At 71.8% G+C, this 18,610-nt stretch carries 20 protein-coding genes and 4 tRNA genes; 7 read left to right on the forward strand and 17 right to left on the reverse strand.

What is annotated here, in order from left to right:
• Nucleotides 1–65 precede the first annotated feature (65 nt).
• The 3 genes from nusG to ABTY04_RS16460 all read right to left on the reverse strand — a co-directional run bounded on the left by nusG (nt 66) and on the right by ABTY04_RS16460 (nt 1,539).
• Nucleotides 66–995: a transcription termination/antitermination protein NusG gene (gene nusG, locus ABTY04_RS16450; protein ID WP_352214036.1), complete on the reverse strand. Its 930-nt coding sequence runs from the start codon at nt 993–995 to the stop codon at nt 66–68.
• A gap of 84 nt (nt 996–1,079) precedes the next feature.
• Nucleotides 1,080–1,361 carry a preprotein translocase subunit SecE gene (gene secE / locus ABTY04_RS16455; RefSeq protein ID WP_030154653.1) on the reverse strand — a complete coding sequence of 94 codons (282 nt, stop codon included), beginning with the start codon at nt 1,359–1,361 and terminating at the stop codon, nt 1,080–1,082.
• 105 nt (nt 1,362–1,466) lie between these two features.
• Nucleotides 1,467–1,539: transfer RNA gene (locus tag ABTY04_RS16460), tRNA-Trp, on the reverse strand.
• 195 nt (nt 1,540–1,734) lie between these two features.
• Here ABTY04_RS16460 and ABTY04_RS16465 point away from each other — a divergent pair.
• A complete protein-coding gene (locus tag ABTY04_RS16465; protein WP_352214037.1) occupies nt 1,735–2,961 on the forward strand; it encodes a pyridoxal phosphate-dependent aminotransferase in 1,227 nt (408 codons plus the stop codon).
• 179 nt (nt 2,962–3,140) lie between these two features.
• On the forward strand, nt 3,141–4,160 hold the full coding sequence (locus ABTY04_RS16470; protein WP_352214038.1) for an adenosine deaminase: 1,020 nt from the start codon (nt 3,141–3,143) through the stop codon (nt 4,158–4,160).
• 15 nt (nt 4,161–4,175) lie between these two features.
• On the opposite strand, the gene ABTY04_RS16475 is transcribed toward ABTY04_RS16470, so the two are convergent.
• From ABTY04_RS16475 to ABTY04_RS16520, 10 genes are all read right to left on the reverse strand, one after another.
• A complete protein-coding gene (locus ABTY04_RS16475; RefSeq protein WP_352214039.1) occupies nt 4,176–4,592 on the reverse strand; it encodes a hypothetical protein in 417 nt (138 codons plus the stop codon).
• A gap of 15 nt (nt 4,593–4,607) precedes the next feature.
• Nucleotides 4,608–5,741, reverse strand: a complete 1,134-nt coding sequence (locus ABTY04_RS16480; protein WP_352214040.1) for a UDP-N-acetylmuramate dehydrogenase — start codon at nt 5,739–5,741, stop codon at nt 4,608–4,610.
• Complete coding sequence (locus tag ABTY04_RS16485; protein ID WP_352214041.1) at nt 5,738–6,136, reverse strand: DUF3291 domain-containing protein; 399 nt, start codon at nt 6,134–6,136, stop codon at nt 5,738–5,740. Before ABTY04_RS16485 ends, ABTY04_RS16480 begins: the two co-directional genes overlap by 4 nt.
• Before the next feature lie 93 nt (nt 6,137–6,229).
• Nucleotides 6,230–7,684, reverse strand: a complete 1,455-nt coding sequence (locus ABTY04_RS16490; RefSeq protein ID WP_352214042.1) for a DHA2 family efflux MFS transporter permease subunit — start codon at nt 7,682–7,684, stop codon at nt 6,230–6,232.
• Nucleotides 7,685–7,848: 164 nt separating this feature from the next.
• Nucleotides 7,849–8,427 carry a TetR/AcrR family transcriptional regulator gene (locus tag ABTY04_RS16495; RefSeq protein WP_352214043.1) on the reverse strand — a complete coding sequence of 193 codons (579 nt, stop codon included), beginning with the start codon at nt 8,425–8,427 and terminating at the stop codon, nt 7,849–7,851.
• Between the two features lie 663 nt (nt 8,428–9,090).
• Nucleotides 9,091–9,519 carry a MaoC family dehydratase gene (locus ABTY04_RS16500; RefSeq protein ID WP_352214044.1) on the reverse strand — a complete coding sequence of 143 codons (429 nt, stop codon included), beginning with the start codon at nt 9,517–9,519 and terminating at the stop codon, nt 9,091–9,093.
• 1 nt (nt 9,520) lies between these two features.
• Nucleotides 9,521–9,973: a MaoC family dehydratase N-terminal domain-containing protein gene (locus ABTY04_RS16505; RefSeq protein WP_266626489.1), complete on the reverse strand. Its 453-nt coding sequence runs from the start codon at nt 9,971–9,973 to the stop codon at nt 9,521–9,523.
• A 121-nt stretch (nt 9,974–10,094) separates the two neighbouring features.
• Nucleotides 10,095–10,259, reverse strand: coding sequence for a 50S ribosomal protein L33 (gene rpmG, locus ABTY04_RS16510; protein ID WP_003956487.1), 165 nt, complete (start codon nt 10,257–10,259; stop codon nt 10,095–10,097).
• 88 nt (nt 10,260–10,347) lie between these two features.
• Nucleotides 10,348–10,420 (reverse strand) — tRNA-Met (locus ABTY04_RS16515).
• A 48-nt stretch (nt 10,421–10,468) separates the two neighbouring features.
• Nucleotides 10,469–10,541: transfer RNA gene (locus ABTY04_RS16520), tRNA-Thr, on the reverse strand.
• A 480-nt stretch (nt 10,542–11,021) separates the two neighbouring features.
• Here ABTY04_RS16520 and ABTY04_RS16525 point away from each other — a divergent pair.
• Both ABTY04_RS16525 and ABTY04_RS16530 read left to right on the forward strand, forming a co-directional pair.
• On the forward strand, nt 11,022–12,332 hold the full coding sequence (locus tag ABTY04_RS16525; RefSeq protein WP_352214045.1) for an amidohydrolase family protein: 1,311 nt from the start codon (nt 11,022–11,024) through the stop codon (nt 12,330–12,332).
• 54 nt (nt 12,333–12,386) lie between these two features.
• Entirely contained in the window at nt 12,387–13,043 is a 657-nt protein-coding gene (locus ABTY04_RS16530; protein ID WP_352214046.1) for an SDR family oxidoreductase, read from the forward strand.
• Between the two features lie 7 nt (nt 13,044–13,050).
• Here ABTY04_RS16530 and ABTY04_RS16535 read toward each other — a convergent pair whose 3' ends face one another.
• Both ABTY04_RS16535 and ABTY04_RS16540 read right to left on the reverse strand, forming a co-directional pair.
• Entirely contained in the window at nt 13,051–13,488 is a 438-nt protein-coding gene (locus ABTY04_RS16535; RefSeq protein WP_352214047.1) for a DUF3574 domain-containing protein, read from the reverse strand.
• A 274-nt stretch (nt 13,489–13,762) separates the two neighbouring features.
• Nucleotides 13,763–13,844, reverse strand: a tRNA-Tyr gene (locus ABTY04_RS16540).
• A 199-nt stretch (nt 13,845–14,043) separates the two neighbouring features.
• Between ABTY04_RS16540 and ABTY04_RS16545 the strand changes: the two genes are divergently transcribed.
• The 3 genes from ABTY04_RS16545 (at nt 14,044) to ABTY04_RS16555 (ending at nt 17,440) form a co-directional block, all read left to right on the forward strand.
• Nucleotides 14,044–14,532, forward strand: coding sequence for a YajQ family cyclic di-GMP-binding protein (locus tag ABTY04_RS16545; RefSeq protein WP_150209206.1), 489 nt, complete (start codon nt 14,044–14,046; stop codon nt 14,530–14,532).
• Between the two features lie 202 nt (nt 14,533–14,734).
• Nucleotides 14,735–16,162 carry a SulP family inorganic anion transporter gene (locus ABTY04_RS16550; protein WP_352214048.1) on the forward strand — a complete coding sequence of 476 codons (1,428 nt, stop codon included), beginning with the start codon at nt 14,735–14,737 and terminating at the stop codon, nt 16,160–16,162.
• Nucleotides 16,163–16,180: 18 nt separating this feature from the next.
• Nucleotides 16,181–17,440 (forward strand): APC family permease, encoded by a 1,260-nt coding sequence (locus ABTY04_RS16555; protein WP_352214049.1) that lies wholly within the window; start codon nt 16,181–16,183, stop codon nt 17,438–17,440.
• Here the strand turns inward: ABTY04_RS16555 and ABTY04_RS16560 are convergent.
• Together ABTY04_RS16560 and ABTY04_RS16565 are read right to left on the reverse strand one after the other, a co-directional pair.
• Nucleotides 17,412–17,558: a hypothetical protein gene (locus ABTY04_RS16560; protein WP_352214050.1), complete on the reverse strand. Its 147-nt coding sequence runs from the start codon at nt 17,556–17,558 to the stop codon at nt 17,412–17,414. The two genes, ABTY04_RS16555 and ABTY04_RS16560, sit on opposite strands and share 29 nt — an antisense overlap.
• Nucleotides 17,559–17,623: 65 nt before the next feature.
• Nucleotides 17,624–18,559: a glycosyltransferase family 2 protein gene (locus tag ABTY04_RS16565; RefSeq protein ID WP_502996653.1), complete on the reverse strand. Its 936-nt coding sequence runs from the start codon at nt 18,557–18,559 to the stop codon at nt 17,624–17,626.
• Nucleotides 18,560–18,610: the final 51 nt, after the last annotated feature.

Here is an 18,610-nt window from a genome sequence, read left to right on the forward strand (position 1 = left end):
ACCGAGCAGGTCAGACCGCCCTTTGCGGGGCGGTCTGACCTGTCCGGAAGCGTTGTCTCAGAAGATCAGTTCTTCTGGATCTGGTCGAAGCTGAGCTCGACCGGGGTCTCGCGGCCGAAGATTTCGACGAGGCCCTTGACCTTCTTCGAGTCGGGGTTGATCTCGTTGATGGTCGCCTGCAGCGTCGCGAACGGGCCGTCGGTGACGGTGACCGAGTCGCCCACCTCGAAGTCCAGGACCTCGATGGTGCGCTTGACGGCGGGCGCGGGCAGGCCGGCCTCTTCCGCAGCGGCCTTGGCGGCCTTCTCCTGCGCCTCCGGGGCGAGCATCTTGACGATCTCGTCCAGCGTCAGCGGGTACGGGTCGTACGCGTTGCCGACGAAGCCGGTGACGCCCGGCGTGTTCCGGACGACGCCCCAGGACTCGTTCGTCAGATCCATGCGGACGAGAACGTAACCGGGCAGCTTGTTCTGCCGGACGTTCTTGCGCTCGCCGTTCTTGATCTGGACGATCTCTTCCTCGGGCACCTCGGCCTGGTAGATGAACTCCTCTACGTTCAGCGAGACGGCACGCTGCTCCAGGTTGGCCTTCACGCGCTTCTCGTAGCCCGCGTAGGTGTGGATCACGTACCACTCGCCGGGCAGGAGGCGCAGCTCGTCGCGCAGGGCCTGGATGGGGTCCACGGGCTCGGCGGGCTCGGCGTCGGCGGCCTCCTCGGCCTCCTCCGCGTCCTCGCCGGTCGCGGCCTCGTCCTCGACGGCCTCTTCGCCCTCGACGTCGTCGGCCTCGTCGGCCTCGTCGGCCTCTTCGTCGTCTGCGGCCTCGTCAGCCTCGTCCTCGACGTGCAGCGCGGCCTCCTCGGCGGCGGCACCCGCCTCGGCGTCGGCGAGCTCGGCCTCGTCGGGGTCCACAGCGTCTGCCGCCTCGACGATGTCGAGCGCGTCCTCGACGGACTCGACGGAGTCGGGGCTCGCGTTCAGGTTCGGGTCAGACACGGTGGCTGCTTCTTCCTGGATACAAAAGGTGGTCGAACATGCGAAAACGGGCGGCACCCATCAAGGCGCCGCCCTCCGCGGGGATCAGCCGAAGACGAACTTGATGGCTTCCTGGAACCCATAGTCAATCACGGTCACCAGACCGATCATGATGACGACGAAGACAATCACCACAGTGGTGTACGTCGTGAGCTGGTTGCGCGTCGGCCAGACGACCTTGCGGAGTTCCGCGATGATCTGGCGGTAGAACAGCGCGAGGCGGCCCAGAGGACCCTTCTTCCCGCGCTTGCCGCCCTTGCGGGCCTTCTTCTCGCGAGTGTCGTCCTCGGCGTCAGGCATGTCGATGGAGCCCAGGGCGTCCGTCACGTCTCTCACCTGAATCCGGGTCGTGGCCGTAGCCGCGCCCGGTTGCGCCGCACGGCGTTGCATCGAAGTACGTACCTGCGCACACGTCCGAGAAGGAGTGTGGAGCAGGGCCGGAGGGACTCGAACCCCCAACCGCTGGTTTTGGAGACCAGTGCTCTACCAATTGAGCTACGACCCTTTGTTGCGTCCCCCAACCTACCGCATCCGGACGGGTGCACGGAGTGCTCGCGCTCCGGAGTGATCGGCGGGGTCCAACGACAGGTGAGTGTACGTGGTCCGGGCCCTGACGTCGAACAGAGCGCATTTCCGGGTGCTCCGTCCGATGGCTGAAACGGTGTGCGGCGCCTCTGGGGCGTCTGGGACGATTGGCCCCATGACCTCTGCAACGCCTTCCTCCGAGCGCCGGGTGTCTGCCCGTATCGGCGCCATTTCCGAGTCCGCCACCCTCGCCGTGGACGCCAAGGCCAAGGCCCTCAAGGCCGCCGGGCGCCCGGTCATCGGCTTCGGCGCGGGCGAGCCCGACTTCCCGACCCCGGACTACATCGTCGAGGCCGCGGTCGAGGCCTGCCGCAACCCGAAGTACCACCGCTACACGCCGGCCGGGGGCCTGCCCGAGCTGAAGGCCGCGATCGCCGCGAAGACGCTGCGCGACTCGGGCTACGAGGTCGAGGCGTCGCAGGTCCTGGTGACCAACGGCGGCAAGCAGGCGATCTACGAGGCGTTCGCCGCCGTCCTGGACCCGGGTGACGAGGTCATCGTCCCGGCTCCGTACTGGACCACCTACCCCGAGTCGATCCGCCTCGCCGGCGGTGTCCCGGTCGAGGTCGTCGCCGACGAGACCACCGGCTACCGCGTGTCCGTCGAGCAGCTCGAAGCCGCCCGCACCGAGCGCACCAAGGTCGTTCTGTTCGTCTCCCCGTCGAACCCGACCGGTTCGGTCTACAGCGAGGCCGACGCGCGCGCGATCGGCGAGTGGGCCGCGGAGCACGGCCTGTGGGTCCTCACGGACGAGATCTACGAGCACCTCGTGTACGGCGACGCGAAGTTCACCTCGCTGCCCGTGCTGGTCCCGGCCCTGCGCGACAAGTGCATCGTCGTCAACGGCGTCGCCAAGACGTACGCGATGACCGGCTGGCGCGTGGGCTGGGTCATCGCCCCGCAGGACGTCATCAAGGCGGCGACCAACCTCCAGTCGCACGCCACGTCCAACGTCTCCAACGTGGCCCAGGTCGCCGCGCTGGCCGCCGTCTCGGGCAACCTGGACGCGGTCGCGGAGATGCGCAAGGCCTTCGACCGCCGCCGCCAGACGATGGTCAAGATGCTGAACGAGATCGACGGCGTCTTCTGCCCGACCCCCGAGGGCGCGTTCTACGCGTACCCGTCGGTCAAGGAGCTCCTCGGCAAGGAGATCCGCGGCAAGCGCCCGCAGACCTCCGTCGAGCTGGCCGCGCTGATCCTGGACGAGGCCGAGGTCGCGGTCGTCCCGGGCGAGGCCTTCGGCACCCCCGGCTACCTGCGTCTGTCGTACGCCCTGGGCGACACGGACCTGGTCGAGGGCGTTTCCCGCATCCAGAAGCTGCTGGCCGAGGCCAAGGCCTAGAACGGTCCGCGGACCTGATCCGGAGCGGCGGTGCCCCATCGGGGGTGCCGCCGCTCCGGCGTGTCCGCCCCGGTTCCTCCCCGGTTTCCCGCCCCGCCGGCACCGCTCTCGCGTTCGAGCAAGACCCCGATCGGTAAAACCCCCTCCCGCCGAGCGCAGCGGTACGGCAGGATCACCGGATGGAGCACGTACGCGATCTGACGCTTCTGCCGAAAGCCCACCTCCACCTGCACTTCACCGGGTCGATGCGGCCGTCGACCCTCCTGGAGCTCGCCGACAAGTACGGTGTGCGCCTCCCGGACGCGCTGACCGCCGGGGAGCCGCCCAAGCTCCGTGCCACCGACGAGCGCGGCTGGTTCCGCTTCCAGCGGCTGTACGACGCCGCCCGCTCCTGCCTGCGCGAGCCCGAGGACATCCGGCGCCTCGTCCGCGAGGCAGCCGAGGAGGACGTGCGGGACGGCAGCGGCTGGCTGGAGATCCAGGTGGATCCCACTTCCTACGCCCCCCTGCTCGGCGGCATGATCCCGGCCGTCGAGATCATCCTGGACGCCGTCGACGCGGCTTCCCGGGAGACCGGGCTCGGCATGCGGGTCCTCATCGCCGCCAACCGGATGAAGCACCCCCTCGACGCCCGTACCCTCGCCCGCCTCGCCGTCCGCTACGCCGACCGCGGCATCGTCGGCTTCGGGCTCTCGAACGACGAGCGGCGCGGCATGGCCCGCGACTTCGACCGGGCCTTCGCCATCGCACGCGAGGGCGGTCTGCTCGCGGCCCCGCACGGCGGCGAGCTCACCGGCCCCTCCTCCGTCCGGGACTGCCTGGACGATCTGCACGCCTCTCGCATCGGCCACGGCGTACGGGCCGCCGAGGATCCCCGGCTGCTGAAGCGGCTCGCGGACCGGCAGATCACCTGTGAGGTCTGCCCCGCCTCCAACGTCGCCCTCGGGGTCTACGAGCGGCCCGAGGACGTCCCGCTGCGCACTCTTTTCGAGGCCGGGGTGCCGATGGCGCTGGGCGCGGACGACCCGCTGCTGTTCGGGTCGCGGCTGGCGGCGCAGTACGAGATCGCCCGCCGCCACCACGCGTTCACGGACGCGGAGCTCGCCGAGCTGGCCCGGCAGTCGGTGCGCGGTTCGGCGGCGCCCCGTGACGTACAGGACAAGCTGCTGGCCGGGATCGACCACTGGCTGGCGGCGTAGCCGGTCGACCGGCGGTCAGCGGGTGAGCCGCAGGTCGCCCTCCCAGCAGTCGGCCCGTACCCGGTCGCCGTCGGGGAAGCCGATCTCCAGCTGCGTGCGCCCGGTCTCCGGCACCGCGAACTCGGCCACGCTCGCGACCGTGTCCCCGAGGTGCCGCAGGAACGGGTGGTCGCCCAGGTCCTCGCCGACCTCGATCCGGCCCCACTCCCCCATGTCGTACGGCTCGTGCGGCGGCGCGGATTCGACGATGAGGCACCAGTCGGACCCGGTGGTGATCCTGGTGGACTCGCCCTCGCTGTCGATCAGCCAGACGTCGAGCGGCGCCTCGGAGCGTTCGCCCTCGTAGACGTGCCAGGACGCAACGATCCTGCTGATCGTGCGCCCCACCAGGCGGGTGGGGTCCGTACCGGCCCCGTGCAGTGGACAGAGCATGGCGGCCGGGACTCCTCAGATGCTGACGCCGACCGTCACCGGCTCGTTGACCAGGGTGACGCCGAAGGCCGCGTGGACGCCCGCGACGACCTCGCGGGCCAGGGAGAGGAGGTCCTCCGTGGTGGCCTCGCCGCGGTTGGTCAGGGCGAGGGTGTGCTTGGTGGAGATGCGGGCGGGCCCGGTGCCGTAGCCCTTGGTGAAGCCGGCCTTGTCGATCAGCCAGGCAGCGCTGGTCTTCGTACGGCCGTCGCCGGCGGGGTACGCGGGCGGGGTGGTGTCGGGGCCGAGGCGGTCCTGGACGCGGGTGAGGAAGGCGGCGTACGACTCGTCGGTCAGGATCGGGTTGTGGAAGAAGGAGCCTGCGGACCAGGTGTCGTGGTCGGCGGGGTCGAGGACCATCCCCTTGCCCGCGCGCAGGCGCAGCACGGTCTCGCGGGCGGTGGCGGCGGGGACCCGGTCGCCGGCCCCGACGCCGAGGGCGCGGGCGGTCTCGGGGTACTTGATCGGCGCGGAGAGCCCGCCGGCGTCCTCCAGGGCGAAACGGACGCGGAGCACGACGTACCGGTCGGGCTCGTGCTTGAAGAGGCTGTTGCGGTACGAGAACGCGCACTCGGCGGCGGTCAGCGTAACCGTCTCGTGCCGGGTGCGGTCGTAGGCGACGACCTCGGTGATCGTGTCGCAGACCTCTTGGCCGTACGCCCCGACGTTCTGGATCGGGGTGGCACCGGCGGAGCCGGGGATCCCGGCGAGGCACTCGATGCCCGCCAGGCCCGCCTCGACGGTACGCGCGACGGCGTCGCTCCAGTTCTCGCCGGCGGCGAGCTCCAGGGTGGTGCCGTCGAGGTGGAAGCCCGTGGTCGCGATGCGCAGGGCGGTGCCCTCGAAGCCGCGGTCGCCGATGACCAGGTTGCTGCCGCCGCCGATGACGAGGAGTGGAGTGCCGCTCTCGTCCGCGGCACGGACGGCGTCGACCACCTCGGCGTCGGTGGTCGCGGTGACCAGACGGGTGGCGGGGCCACCGAGGCGGAAGGTGGTCAGGGGGGCGAGGGGGGCGTGGTGGAGTTCCTGCACGTGGACAAGAGTACGGTCCGTACCCCTCGCATCCCTGCGGGGCCACGGACCGTACGTCTCGGGCGTCGCGGACGTCACGCGCGGGCCTTCTCCGCGGCGAGCCTCCGTTCGGCCTCGTCCCAGCGGACGGGAAGCGCTGTGGCCGGGACGGTCCAGAAGGTGAACTGCGACTCCTTCATGTACGCGGCAGCGGCGCGGGAGCCGGAGCGGTGCGGCTCGCTGCGGGCGAAGCGGTAGAGGGCGTCGCGGTCCTCCCAGGCGGAGAGGGTCAGGAAGGTGCGGCTGAAGACCCGGGCCCGCAGGGCGACGCCGTGGGCGCCGGGGGCGCGGCGGATCTGGCGGATGATGCCGGGCGACCTGAGGAAGAACTTCAGGGCCCCGGCCAGGGTGGCGGTCTCGAAGCGGGAGGCCATGACGTAGACCTCGGCGCCGGGGGCGGGCGGGGTGGGCGTGGACCAGGGGATGTCGGGCACGGCGTGGCTCCTTCGGCGTGTCGGGGCGGGCTGGCTGGCCGGCTGGCCGGCCGGCTGGCCGGCTGCGGCTTCGCCGGGCGGCGGGTCCGGGGGTCAGTACGCGGCGGCGGTGACCTCGGCCGCAGAGGCGTCGGCGGGGGCGTCGGCGACGCGGACAGAGCTGCTGCTCCGGCCCGGGACCATCAGGGCGAGGACCGCGGCGACGAGGACCGCGGCAGCGCCGATCCACAGGGCGGGGACGGTGCCGTCCGTGAAGGCCTGGGGGGACTCGTAGCCGCCCTGGGCGGAGAAGACCGAGGCCAGGACCGCGATGCCGAGGGCGCCGCCGACCTCGCGCAGGGCGTTGTTGGCGCCGGAGGCCTTGCCCTGGTCGGCGGGGCCGACCGTGGACATCAGCACGTTGGCGGCGGGGGCGAAGTAGAGGGCCATGCCGATTCCGCTGAGGATGAGCGCGGGCAGCTGGGCGGCGTACGAGACGTCCGCGTCCAGGATCACCGCGAACCAGCCGAGGCCGACGGCCTGGAACGCCAGACCGGTGGCGACGACCGGACGGCCTCCGATCCGGTCGGAGAGGATGCCGGCGATGGGAGCGACGATCATCGGCATGCCGGTCCAGGGGAGCATGCGCAGGCCCGCCTCGGTGGGCGAGTACCCGGCGACGCCCTGGAAGAACTGGCTGAGCAGGAAGATCGATCCGAACATGCCGAGGAACATCAGCAGGCTGGCGATGTTGATGCCGACGAAGCCTCGGTTGCGGAAGAGCCGCATGGGCAGCATGGGGTTCGCACTGACGGCGCCGTGGCGGACGAAGGCCAGGACGAGCAGGCCGCCGACGATCAGGGAGCCGAGGACTGTCTGGCTGGTCCATCCGTCCGAGTTGGCGTTGACGAGGCCGTAGACGATGCCGAAGAGACCGCCGCTGATCAGGAGGGTGCCGGGAACGTCGAGACGGGCGCCGGGGGCGGTGGACTCGGCGAGGCGCAGGCGGGAGAGCGGGATCAGGGCGAGACCGGTCGGAACGTTCAGCCAGAAGATCCACTGCCAGGAGATGTGCTCGGTGAGGCTGCCGCCGATCAGGGGACCGCTGGCGACGGCCAGGCCGGTGACGGCTCCGTAGATCCCGAGCGCCATGCCGCGGCGGGCGGCCGGGACGGCGGCCATGAGCAGGGTGAGGGTGAGCGGCATCATGATCGCGGCGCCGATGCCCTGAACGGCGCGGGCGGCGATGAGCGTGTCGATCCCGGGCGAGAGGGCGGCCACGGCGGAGGCCCCGGTGAAGACGGCGAGACCACCGATGAAGAACCGCCGACGGCCGAAGCGGTCACCGAGGGCGGCGCCGAGCATGAGGAGGACGGCGAAGGTGAGCGTGTAGGCGTTCACCGTCCACTCCAGGTCCTCCAGCTTGCCGCCGAGGTCCTCGCGGATGGCGGGCAGAGCCGTGGTGACGACGAGGTTGTCGAGGGCGGCCATGAAGCTGGCGGCCCCGGTGAGGACGAGGGCCCAGACGGCGGGCCCGCGGAACTTGCTGTCGGTGTCTTGGCTGTTCACGATTCCCCCTGAATCATTAGTTATTGCTTACTAACTTTCGCGCCCATGCCCATGCCCATGCACATGCGATGACGCGGTGCGGTGCGGTATGGACATCGCAGGGCCGAGGCGCAGGGCCGCGGAGGGCGGAGGGCGGAGGGCCCGCCGCCCCGGACCCGGGCACATCACGGCCCGGCGTGCGCCGCGCCCTCTCCGGGCCGGATCGTGGGGTAGCACCCGTCCCACACCCGGTGGCCGGCCGGGAAGCCGATGGCCGAGAGGGTGTTGATGAGCATGCCGTAGGCCATGAACATGGTCGTCTGGTCGACATCCGCCCCCAGGGCGAGGTGCACGGTGTCCCAGAGTTCCATCCACTTGGCCCGGACGAGCTCCCCGAAGCCGGCCTCCCCGGCGGCCTCGGCCGCGGCGACGGTCACGCTGGCCTGGAGCTGCATCTGGAGCAGCTCGGGCCGGTCGGCGATGAGATCGGCATAGGCATCGCCCATGGCCTTGAGCACCTCCCCCGCGGGCTGCCCCTTGGAGGCCTCCACGAACGCGAGCCGGATGTCGTCCATGCAGCGCGCGGTGGCTGCGAGGAAGATGGCCTGCTTGTTGGGGAAGAGCCGGAACAGGTACGGCTGGGACACGCCCACCCGCTTGGCGATCGCCTCGGTGGAGGTCCCGTAGTACCCGTCCCGGGCGAACTCGTGCATCGCCGCCCGGACGACGCTCTCCCGCCGCTCTTCTGCGCTCATCCTTGCCATGAGTCAAAGTTAGTGGCCAATCACTAACTCCGCAACCCCGTAAGCCGCCCTGCGAAGTCGGCCGGGCCGGGCTATCCGGCCCGGCGGGCGCGGGCGGTTCGGGCCCGGCGGGCGTGGGCGGCCTGCGCCTCGTCCGCGGTCGGCCGTCCGATCGTCGCCGAACGAGGTCAAGGACCCCATCTTGCGCGTGGGCGGCCTGTGTCCGGCCCCAGACGGGCTGCAGACGCCGAGGCGGGAGCAGTGCGTGGCGACCTGATGCGCCCGCCACCCTGCCGTGCAGGCAGACGCCCGGCCGGTGCTTCGGACGGTCGGGGACCGGGGGGCGGGTCCCTGACGGGGCCGCTGCGAAGGAACGGCCCGTCCCGTTCCTTCGGGGGATTCCCGGCAGCCCTTGTCTTTCCGGGCGGGACGGTCGGTCAAGGGGGGGCCGAAGGCCGTCGCGAGGCAAAGCGACGCGACGCGATGACGCAGGAGGAGCGCCCTTGACGGGCCGGCACGGGCCGGAAGGACGATGGGCCGACGGGAAACCCCGGGGCTGCTCAGATGCCGCCCCACCGGCTCCCACCGGCCCCGCCCGCCCCGCTGCCGCCCTGCGTGCCGCCGCCCCGCCCCGCCGACGCCGCCCACGCCCGGCGGCGGGCCCGCCGGCCCGAACCGGACGCCTCAGCCCAGGGCCACGACCGCGCGGGACATGCCCAGGACCTTCTGGCCCGCGCTCATCGCCGTCAGGTCCACCCGCACGCGGTTGTCCTCCAGCTTCGCCGCGACCTTGGCCGTCACCTCGATCACCGCGCCCTCGGCGTCGTTCGGGACCACCACCGGCTTCGTGAACCGCACGCCGTACTCCACGACCGCACCCGGGTCGCCGACCCAGTCGGTGACCACGCGGATCGCCTCGGCCATCGTGAACATGCCGTGCGCGATCACGTCCGGCAGCCCGACCTCCTTGGCGAACTTCTCGTTCCAGTGGATCGGGTTGAAGTCGCCCGAGGCACCCGCGTACCGCACCAGCGTGGCGCGCGCCACCGGGAAGGACCCCGCCGGCAGCTCGGTGCCGACCTCGACGTCGGCGTACTTGATCTGCGCAGTCATCTCAGGCCTCCTCGGGGGCGCGGGAGACGAGCTTCGTCCACGCCGTCACCACGTGCTCGCCGGTCTCGTCGTGGACCTCGCCGCGGATGTCGATGATGTCGTTGCCCGCCATCGACTTCACGGCCTCGATCGTGGAGGTCACCGAGAGCCGGTCACCCGCACGTACGGGGCGCGAGTACGCGAACTTCTGGTCGCCGTGCACGACGCGGCTGTAGTCCAGACCCAGCTGCGGGTCTTCCACGACCTGGCCCGCGGCCGCGAATGTGATCGCGAACACGAAAGTCGGCGGAGCGATCACATCCAGGTGGCCGAACGCCTTGGCGGCTTCGGGGTCGGTGTAGACGGGATTCGCGTCCCCCACCGCAACCGCGAATTCGCGGATCTTCTCCCGGCCGACTTCGTACGGATCGGTGGGCGGGTAGCTCCGCCCGACGAAGGACTGGTCGAGCGCCATGGCTCCCTACCTCCTGTTGAAAATGACGGTCACGGAAACGATCACGGAAACGACACGAGGCCGCCCCCCGATGAAGGGGACGACCTCATGGCGGTGCCTGTATTCCGAGACTTCGCTGGGGTCAGCGGGTCTCGCGGTGCGCGGTGTGCGAGTTGCAGCGCGGGCAGTGCTTCTTCATCTCAAGACGGTCCGGGTTGTTACGCCGGTTCTTCTTGGTGATGTAGTTCCGCTCCTTGCACTCCACGCAGGCCAGCGTGATCTTCGGGCGGACGTCGGTGGCAGCCACGTGAGTGCTCCTTGACGGACTATGGGACGGATGAACGCATAAAAGAGTAGCCGATCGGGAGACCGACCCCGCAATCGGCTACTGTGGGTAGCGGCGACCGGACTTGAACCGGTGACACAGCGATTATGAGCCGCTTGCTCTACCGACTGAGCTACGCCGCTTTGATGCGATCAGCTCCCCACCCGAGGGTGGGGAACCTCTCTCACCAGAGCCCCAATGCGGAATCGAACCGCAGACCTTCTCCTTACCATGGAGACGCTCTACCGACTGAGCTATTGGGGCGAGCGATGAAGACATTACACGGTTGCCAGCCCATCGCCCAAATCCTTTGCGGGGACTGGGCTCCGAGGGGGTCCGTGCAGCTTTCTTGATCGGTCCCCGGGCGGCCCCGAGGCCCCTTTGGGGGCAGATTGTGGCCGGGCTCACAAAGCAGCCGCCGCGCACGGCGTGCCCGTCCGCGGCCGGCCACACCAGCCGCCCCGTACCCGGCAGCCCGTACCGAACAGCCCGTACCAGCGGCCCGTACCGAACAGCCCGTACCCAGCGGCCCACCCATGGGACGGCCCGTACGGCGTGAAGCGCGCGGTCAGCAGGGGCGCGTGCGCGGGCGCCGCGGCGCGTGGGCACCACACCGGTACGACTATTGCGCTCCTCCGTGAAGCGGAGAGCCCTGCACCCTAGGCTCTGAGCACGCTGCGTGATCTTGGGCCGCGGGCCGCGGCCACACGGCCCAGGAACCGCCCGAGCCACCGCAGGAGCGCGATGTCCGACAGCCAGCCGCAGCAGCCGTCCCCCTTCCCGCCGGGCGGCCGTGGTGAGGACGGCGGCCACGGGCCGCAGCGCCCGACCGGCAACGCGAACGCGCCCTCCGCCGAGTCCGCCACGCTCCTGCTCGCCGGGGCCCGCCTCACGGACGGCCGTACGGTCGACGTCCGGCTCGGCGGCGGCCGGATCCAGGCCGTGGGCACCACGGGCAGCCTGCCCTCCCCCGCGCTCTCCCGGGTGGACCTGAGCGGCTACCTGCTGCTCCCCGCCCCCGCCGAACCGCACGCCCACGGGGACACCGCCCTGACCGCCGACGGCGAGGGGCCCGTCTCGTACACCACCGACGAGGTGCAGCGCCGGGCCACCGAGGCCGCCCTGCTCCAGCTGGGGCACGGCGCCACGGCGGTGCGCTCCCACGTCCGGATCGGCGACGTGCACGGCCTCGGCCCCATGGAAGCCATGCTCCAGGCCCGCCGCTCGCTGCGCGGGCTCACCGACCTGACCACCGTCGCCGTACCCCGCCTCCTCACCGGCATGGCCGGCGCCGATGGGCTCGCCATGCTGCGGGACTCCGTGAAGATGGGCGCCTCCGTCATCGGCGGCTGCCCGGACCTGGACCCCGACCCGACGGGCTTCCTCGAAGCGGTCCTGGAGCTCGCCGCCGAGCACGGCTGCCCTGTGGACCTGCACACGGACGGTGACGATCCCGGCCGCCTGGCCCGGCTGGCGGCGATGGCCGGAGGACTGCGCCCGGGGGTGACGATCGGCCCCTGCGGCGGGCTGTCACGGCTCCCGCTGGACGTGGCGAACCGGGCCGCCGACCAGCTGGCCGCGGCCGGCGTACGGGTGACCTGCCTGCCGCAGGGGGACTGCTCGGCCCTGGAACGGCGCGGCCTGCGCACCGCGCCCGTACGGCTGCTGCGCGCCGCCGGGGTCCGGGTCGCGGCCGGGAGCGGGGCGCTGCGGGACGCCGGGAACCCGGTCGGCCGCGGCGACCCGCTGGAGGCCGCGTACCTGCTGGCCTCCCAGGGCGGGCTGCGGGCGGCGGAGGCCTACGCGTCGGTCAGCGGCGCCGCCCGGGAGGCCATGGGCCTGCCGGAGGTCCGGGTGGAGGCCGGGTTCCCGGCGGAGCTGCTCGCCGTACGGGGGGAACGGATCGCGGCCGTGCTGTCCCTGGCGTACAGCCGGATCGTGATCCACCGCGGCCGGGTGGTGGCCCGGACGAGTGCCGTGCGGGAGTACTGCGACTCGGCGGTCGCGGTGGTCCTGGACCTGCCCCGGCAGGGCCGTACGGAGCCCGGGCCCTGATCATTCGCCGGGCGTTCGCGGGCGGAGGCGCCCGGCTCGTCGTACGGTCGGGGCATGCGCATCGTCATCGCGGGTGGACACGGTCAGATCGCGCTGCGGCTGGAGCAACTGCTCGCCGCGCGCGGGTACGAGGTCGCGGGCATCATCCGCGACCCGGCGCAGGGCGACGACCTGCGGGAAGCGGGCGCCGAACCGGTGCTCTGCGACCTGGAGTCGGCTTCGGTCGAGCATGTGGCGGGCATCCTGCAGGGCGCGGACGCGGCGGTGTTCGCGGCCGGCGCCGGCCCGGGCAGCGGTGTGGGGCGCAAGGACACCGTGGACCGGGGCGCGGCGGTGCTGTTCGCGGATGCGGCCGAACGGGCGCGTGTACGGCGCTTCCTGATGGTCTCTTCGATGGGCGCCGACGCCTACCACGAAGGCGATGACGTCTTCGACGTCTATCTGCGGGCGAAGGGCGAGGCGGACGACCACGTACGGACGCGGCTGGGCCTGGAGTGGACGGTCCTGCGGCCCGGCGCGCTGACCGACGACGCCGGGACGGGGCAGGTGCGGCTGGAGGCGCGGACGGGCCGCGGGTCGGTGTCGCGCGACGACGTGGCGGCCGTGCTGGCGGAGCTGATCGAGACCCCGGCGACGGCCGGCCTGACCCTGGAGCTGGTCGAGGGGCCGACCCCGGTCTCGGTGGCCGTCAAGGGCGTCGCGGGTAACTGAGGAGCCCTCAGAGCTCGGCGGACACCTTGTCGTCGGAGCGTCCGACGGAGTCCTGCTGGTACTGGTCCTCGTAGGCCTGCCGGATCCGCTCGATGCGCGCGTTGCGCTCCTCGGCCTCCTTCTCCGGGTAGAGCAGCACCACCTCGTACGAGGTCTCGCGGATGACCTTCCCGCCGCGCTGCCACTGGCCGCGCCCGTCCAGGAGGGTGAGCCCCTCGGGGAAGACGGGGGTGATCTCGCGGTCGAGGAAGCCCATGAACTCCTGCTCCGCGACCGGGGGCCGGCCGCCGGGGCGCTCGGTGCCGAAGTAGAGCGTGGTTTCCTGGTAGGGCTCGCCCACGTGGCTGTGCAGCGCCGCCCCGACAAGGGCCGGGATCCCGGCCCCGAGGAGGGCGAGGAGCACGCCGCCGCCCACCTTCCCGCGCGTGTCAGAAATGAAGTTCACGTCCGGAGAACGAACAGGCGACCAGGACGATGCGGCCGGTGACCGGCTCCGACGTCGAACGGGCCGCGTCCGATGGTGTCGGCCCTGACCCCGCACGGCGGCCGGGACCGGCAGGTGCGGGCGGGTTCACTCGAACGGACCTGCCGGACGATGTCGGCCCGCCTGCCGAGCACGGCCGCGGGGCCCCGGAGGCGGAGGCGCCGCGTTCGGATCGCCGAGCATGCGAGAAAACCCCCGCCACTACGTTTCCGCAGTAACGGGGGTCTCACTCGCGTGGCGGCGCCAGGGTTCGAACCTGGGTAGGCTGAGCCGGCAGATTTACAGTCTGCTCCCTTTGGCCACTCGGGCACACCGCCAAGAGTCGTTGCCGTTTTTCCGCCTTGCGGCGGCGCTCCGTGGCAACGACGTAAACAATACCTGATGTGCGGGGGTGCTTCGCCACCGGATTGATCAGCGCTGCGGGTGGGCGCGGTGGCTAGGCTTTGCGGAGCGGGCCGGGGATGTCCGGCCGCGCCCTCCGGGGCAATGACAGCCGACTTCAAGGAGCCACAGCACATGGCCGACTCCAGTTTCGACATCGTCTCGAAGGTCGAGCGGCAGGAGGTCGACAACGCCCTCAACCAGGCCGCCAAGGAACTCTCGCAGCGCTACGACTTCAAGGGCACCGGCGCCACCATCGCCTGGTCCGGCGAGAAGATCCTCATGGAGGCGAACTCCGAGGAGCGCGTCAAGGCCGTCCTCGACGTGTTCGAGACCAAGCTGGTCAAGCGCGGGATCTCGCTGAAGGCGCTCGACGCCGGCGAGCCGCAGCTCTCCGGCAAGGAGTACAAGATCTTCGCCTCGATCGAGGAGGGCATCTCCCAGGAGAACGCCAAGAAGGTCGCGAAGATCATCCGGGACGAGGGCCCCAAGGGCGTCAAGGCCCAGGTGCAGGGCGACGAGCTGCGCGTCAGCTCCAAGAGCCGTGACGACCTGCAGGCCGTCCAGGCGCTCCTCAAGGGCAAGGACCTGGACTTCGCGATCCAGTTCGTGAACTACCGCTGATCGCGGCCTCCCACCTGCCGTCCGGCGGCCCGGCGGTCCTTCCAGGACCGCCGGGCCGCGGCTGTTTCCGGGGGCGTGCACGGCATGTGACCGGCGTGCACGGCGCATGCGCCTCAGAGGCCCCCAATGAGCACTGGGGCAGCGGTGCACGCGCCCATCACCCTGGTGGCATCCATCACCGCGTGACAGGGGAGGTTCTCGGATGCCTGGGGTCGACACTTTCCGCGAGGACTTCGGGGCGTCCGTCGTCGTCGCGCTCGTCGCACTGCCCCTCTGCGTGGGGGTGGCCGTCGCCTCCGGGGTGCCGGCCGAGCTGGGGATCGTCACCGGGGTGGTGGGCGGGCTGGTCACCGGGTGGTTCCGGGGGAGTTCGCTCCAGGTGAGCGGGCCGGCCGCCGGGCTCACCGTGCTCGTCTACGAGGCGGTGCAGACGCACGGGGCCCATGCGCTCGGGGTCCTGGTGCTGGCTGCCGGGGTGCTCCAGCTGTGCATGGGGGTGCTGCGGCTCGGGCGGTGGTTCCGGGCGATCTCCGTTGCCGTCGTGCACGGGATGCTGGCCGGGATCGCGCTCGTGCTGATCGCGGGGCAGCTGTACGTCCTGGGCGGCGTACCGGCCCCCGGCGGAACCCTGGAGAAGCTGGCCTCGCTGCCGCAGCTCGCCGGCGAGGCCGACTGGGCCGCCGTGGCACTCGGGGCGGGGACCGTCGCCGTCCTCGTGGCCTGGCGCCGGATGCCGTCGCGGCTGCGGCTCGTGCCGGGTGCGCTCGTCGGGGTCGCGGCCGCCACCGGCGTGTCCGTGTTGCTGCGGCTGCCCGTCGAGAAAGTGACCGTGACCGGCGTCCTCGGAGTCGTGGCCCCGCCCGGCTGGGGGGACTTCAGGCTGCTGGCCTCCGCCGGGGCCCTCGGAACCGTGATCGCCCTGGCGCTGATCGCCTCCGCCGAGACCCTGTTCAGCGCGGCCGCCGTCGACCGGATGCACGACGGGGCGCGGACCCACTACGACCGTGAACTCATCGCCCAGGGCGTCGGCAACACCGTCTGCGGACTGCTCGGGGCGCTGCCGATGACCGCCGTGATCGTGCGCAGCGCCGCCAACGTGGAGGCCGGGGCCCGTACCCGGGCGTCCCGGGTCCTGCACGGCGGCTGGCTGCTGCTTTTCGCCGTCGCGCTCCCCCAGCTGCTCCGCGTGGTGCCGATCGCCGCGCTGGCCGGGGTGCTGCTGCACGCCGGATGGAAGCTGCTGCCGGCCCGGGCCGTCGCCGGCCTGTGGCAGACGCACCGCGGCGAGGCGGTGGTGCTGGTCGCGACGGGGGCCGCGGTCGTGGCCACCAACCTCTTCGAGGGCGTCCTGGCCGGACTGGGGCTGGCCGTGGCCAAGGCGGCCTGGGAGACCTCCCAGGTGCACATCGAGGAGGTGTGGGAGGGCGGAGAGCTCCGCGTCCAGGTCATGGGGAGCGCCAGCTTCCTGCGGCTGCCGAAGCTGCTCGACGAGCTGGACGCGCTGCCGGCCGGACAGCCCGTACGCCTCGATCTGAGCGGGCTGCGCCACCTCGACCACGCCTGCCTGACCGCCCTCAACGGGTGGGAGCAGAATCGGGCGCCGCTGACCGGCCGGGAGGGCGTCATCTAGCCCGGTTACTCTCCGCCCGTGAACAATGAGCTGAAGCGCACGCTGGGAGTCTTCGACGCCGTGGTCGTCGGGCTGGGCGCGATGGTCGGAGCAGGGATCTTCGCCGCGCTCGCCCCGGCGGCGGGCGCGGCGGGTCCGGCGGGCGGCGCGCTGCTCGCGGCGCTCGCGGTGGCGGCTTTGATCGCCTACTGCAACGCGCACTCCTCGGCGCGGCTGGCCGCCCTGTATCCGGCCTCCGGCGGGACCTACGTGTACGGGCGGGAACGGCTCGGGCCGTTCTGGGGGTATCTGGCCGGCTGGGGCTTCGTCATCGGCAAGACGGCCTTGTGTGCGGCAATGGCGCTCACCGTGGGGGCGTACGTGTGGCCCGGGCGGCAGCATGCCGTGGCCGTCGCGGCGGTGGTGGCGCTGACCGCCGCGAGCTACGGCGGCTTGCAGAAGTCCGCCCGGATCGCCCGTGTGATCGTGGCGGCGGTACTGGCGGTGCTGGCCGGGGTCGTGGTGGTCTGCCTGACGTCCGGCGAGGCCGACGCGGGACGGCTCGACGGTCTGGCCGAAGGCGGCGCCGGCGGCCTGCTCCAGGCGGCCGGGCTGTTGTTCTTCGCCTTCGCGGGATACGCCCGGATCACCACGCTGGGCGAGGAGGTGCGTGATCCGGAGCGCACGATCCCGCGGGCGGTACCGCTCGCCCTGGGGATCGCCCTGCTCGTGTACGCCGCGGTGGCGGTGGCGGCGCTGTCGGTGCTGGGCGCCGAGGCCCTCGCGGCTTCGACGGCCCCGCTGGCCGACGCGGTACGGGCGGCGGGCCGGCCCGGACTGGCCCCCGTGGTCCGGGCCGGTGCGGCCCTGGCGGCGCTGGGCTCGCTGCTCGCACTGGTGCTCGGGGTGTCGCGGACCACCCTGGCGATGGCCCGGGACGGCCATCTCCCCCGCGCGCTGGCCGCCGTACATCCGCGGCACCAGGTGCCGCACCGTGCGGAGCTCGCCGTGGGCGCGGTGGTCGCGGTGCTCGCGGCGACCACCGATCTGCGGGGCGCGATCGGGTTCTCCTCGTTCGGGGTGCTGGCCTACTACGCGATCGCGAACGCTTCCGCGTGGACTGTCGATTCAGGTGTCAAGGGCCGGGCCGTGGCAGCGGTCGGGCTGTCCGGCTGTGTCGTGCTGGCCTGCGCACTGCCCCCGGCGTCGGCGGTCGTGGGGGCCGCGGTGCTGGCAGCGGGCGCGCTGGCCTACGGCGTACGGAGGCGGTTCACTCGCGGGGCTCGAAGCAGGGTATGAGTGCGGCCCGGGCCGGCTCCTCGGCGTCCGGCGGCGCCGGCAGGGGCTTTCCGCGCCCGGCCGCACCGCTGTGGGCGCGGGTGGCGACTTGCTCCAGCAACTGCTCGGTCCCGTTCATGCATTCATGGTGACCCACGCCACTGACAATCGCCCTGACCTGCACCGTCGGGCCCTGGGCCGCCGTCAGTCCCGGTGCGCCCCCGGCCCCTTGCCGATGTCGTCGCGCGCCGAGTCGTACCCGATGAAGTACGTGGGGCGGCGCTGTACAGCGGTGTAGATCCTGCCGATGTACTCGCCGAGCAGTCCGACACAGATCAGCTGCACGCCGCCGAGGAAGAGCATGGCGACAAACAGCGAGGTCCAGCCGGGCACGGTCTTGCCGACCAGGAAGACCACCAGCGTCACGGCGATCATGACGAAACAGGTGACGAAGCTGATGACTCCGAGCCAGGTCGCCAGCCGCAGCGGGGCGGCCGAGAAGTTGGTGATGCCGTCGACGGCGAGGCGGATCATCTTGCTCAGCGGGTACTTGGTCTCGCCCGCCACCCGCTCGCCCCGCCGGTACGTGACCTGCCCGCTCGGGAAGCCCAGCCACGGCACCAGCAGCCGGTAGACCTGGTGCTGGTCGGGCAGGGCCTTGAGGGCCTCCACGGCCTCGCGGCTGAGCAGGCGGAAGTCCCCGGCCTGGGCAGGGACCTGCTTGCCGACCATGCGGCGCATCAGCCAGTAGTAGGCGGCGGCGGTGCGCCGCTTGAAGCCGGTGTCGGTGCTGCGGTCGGAGCGGACGCCGTAGACGATGTCGAGGTTCTCGGACCGGGCCAGGTCCAGCATCTCCGGAATCTTCTCCGGCGGATCCTGGAGGTCGGCATCGATGCTGGCCACGTACGCCCCGACCGAGCTGTGCAGGCCGGCGCGCAGGGCGGCCTGGTGCCCGGAGTTTCCGCGCAGCCGGACGATGCGGAGCTCGGGCCAGTCCGTGCGGAACTTCTCCAGGAGTTCGGCGGTCCGGTCGGTGCTGCCGTCGTCGACCGCGAGGACCTCGTACGCGGCCCCGGTGCCGTCGAGCACCGGCCGCAGGCTGCTCACCAGGGCGGGGAGGGCCTCTTCCTCGTTGTACATCGGCACGATGACCGACAAGGCCGTGGCCGTGCTCGCAGCCGACACTGGTTC

Source organism: Streptomyces sp. NPDC097981 (genome assembly GCF_040302565.1).
GTDB lineage: Bacteria > Actinomycetota > Actinomycetes > Streptomycetales > Streptomycetaceae > Streptomyces.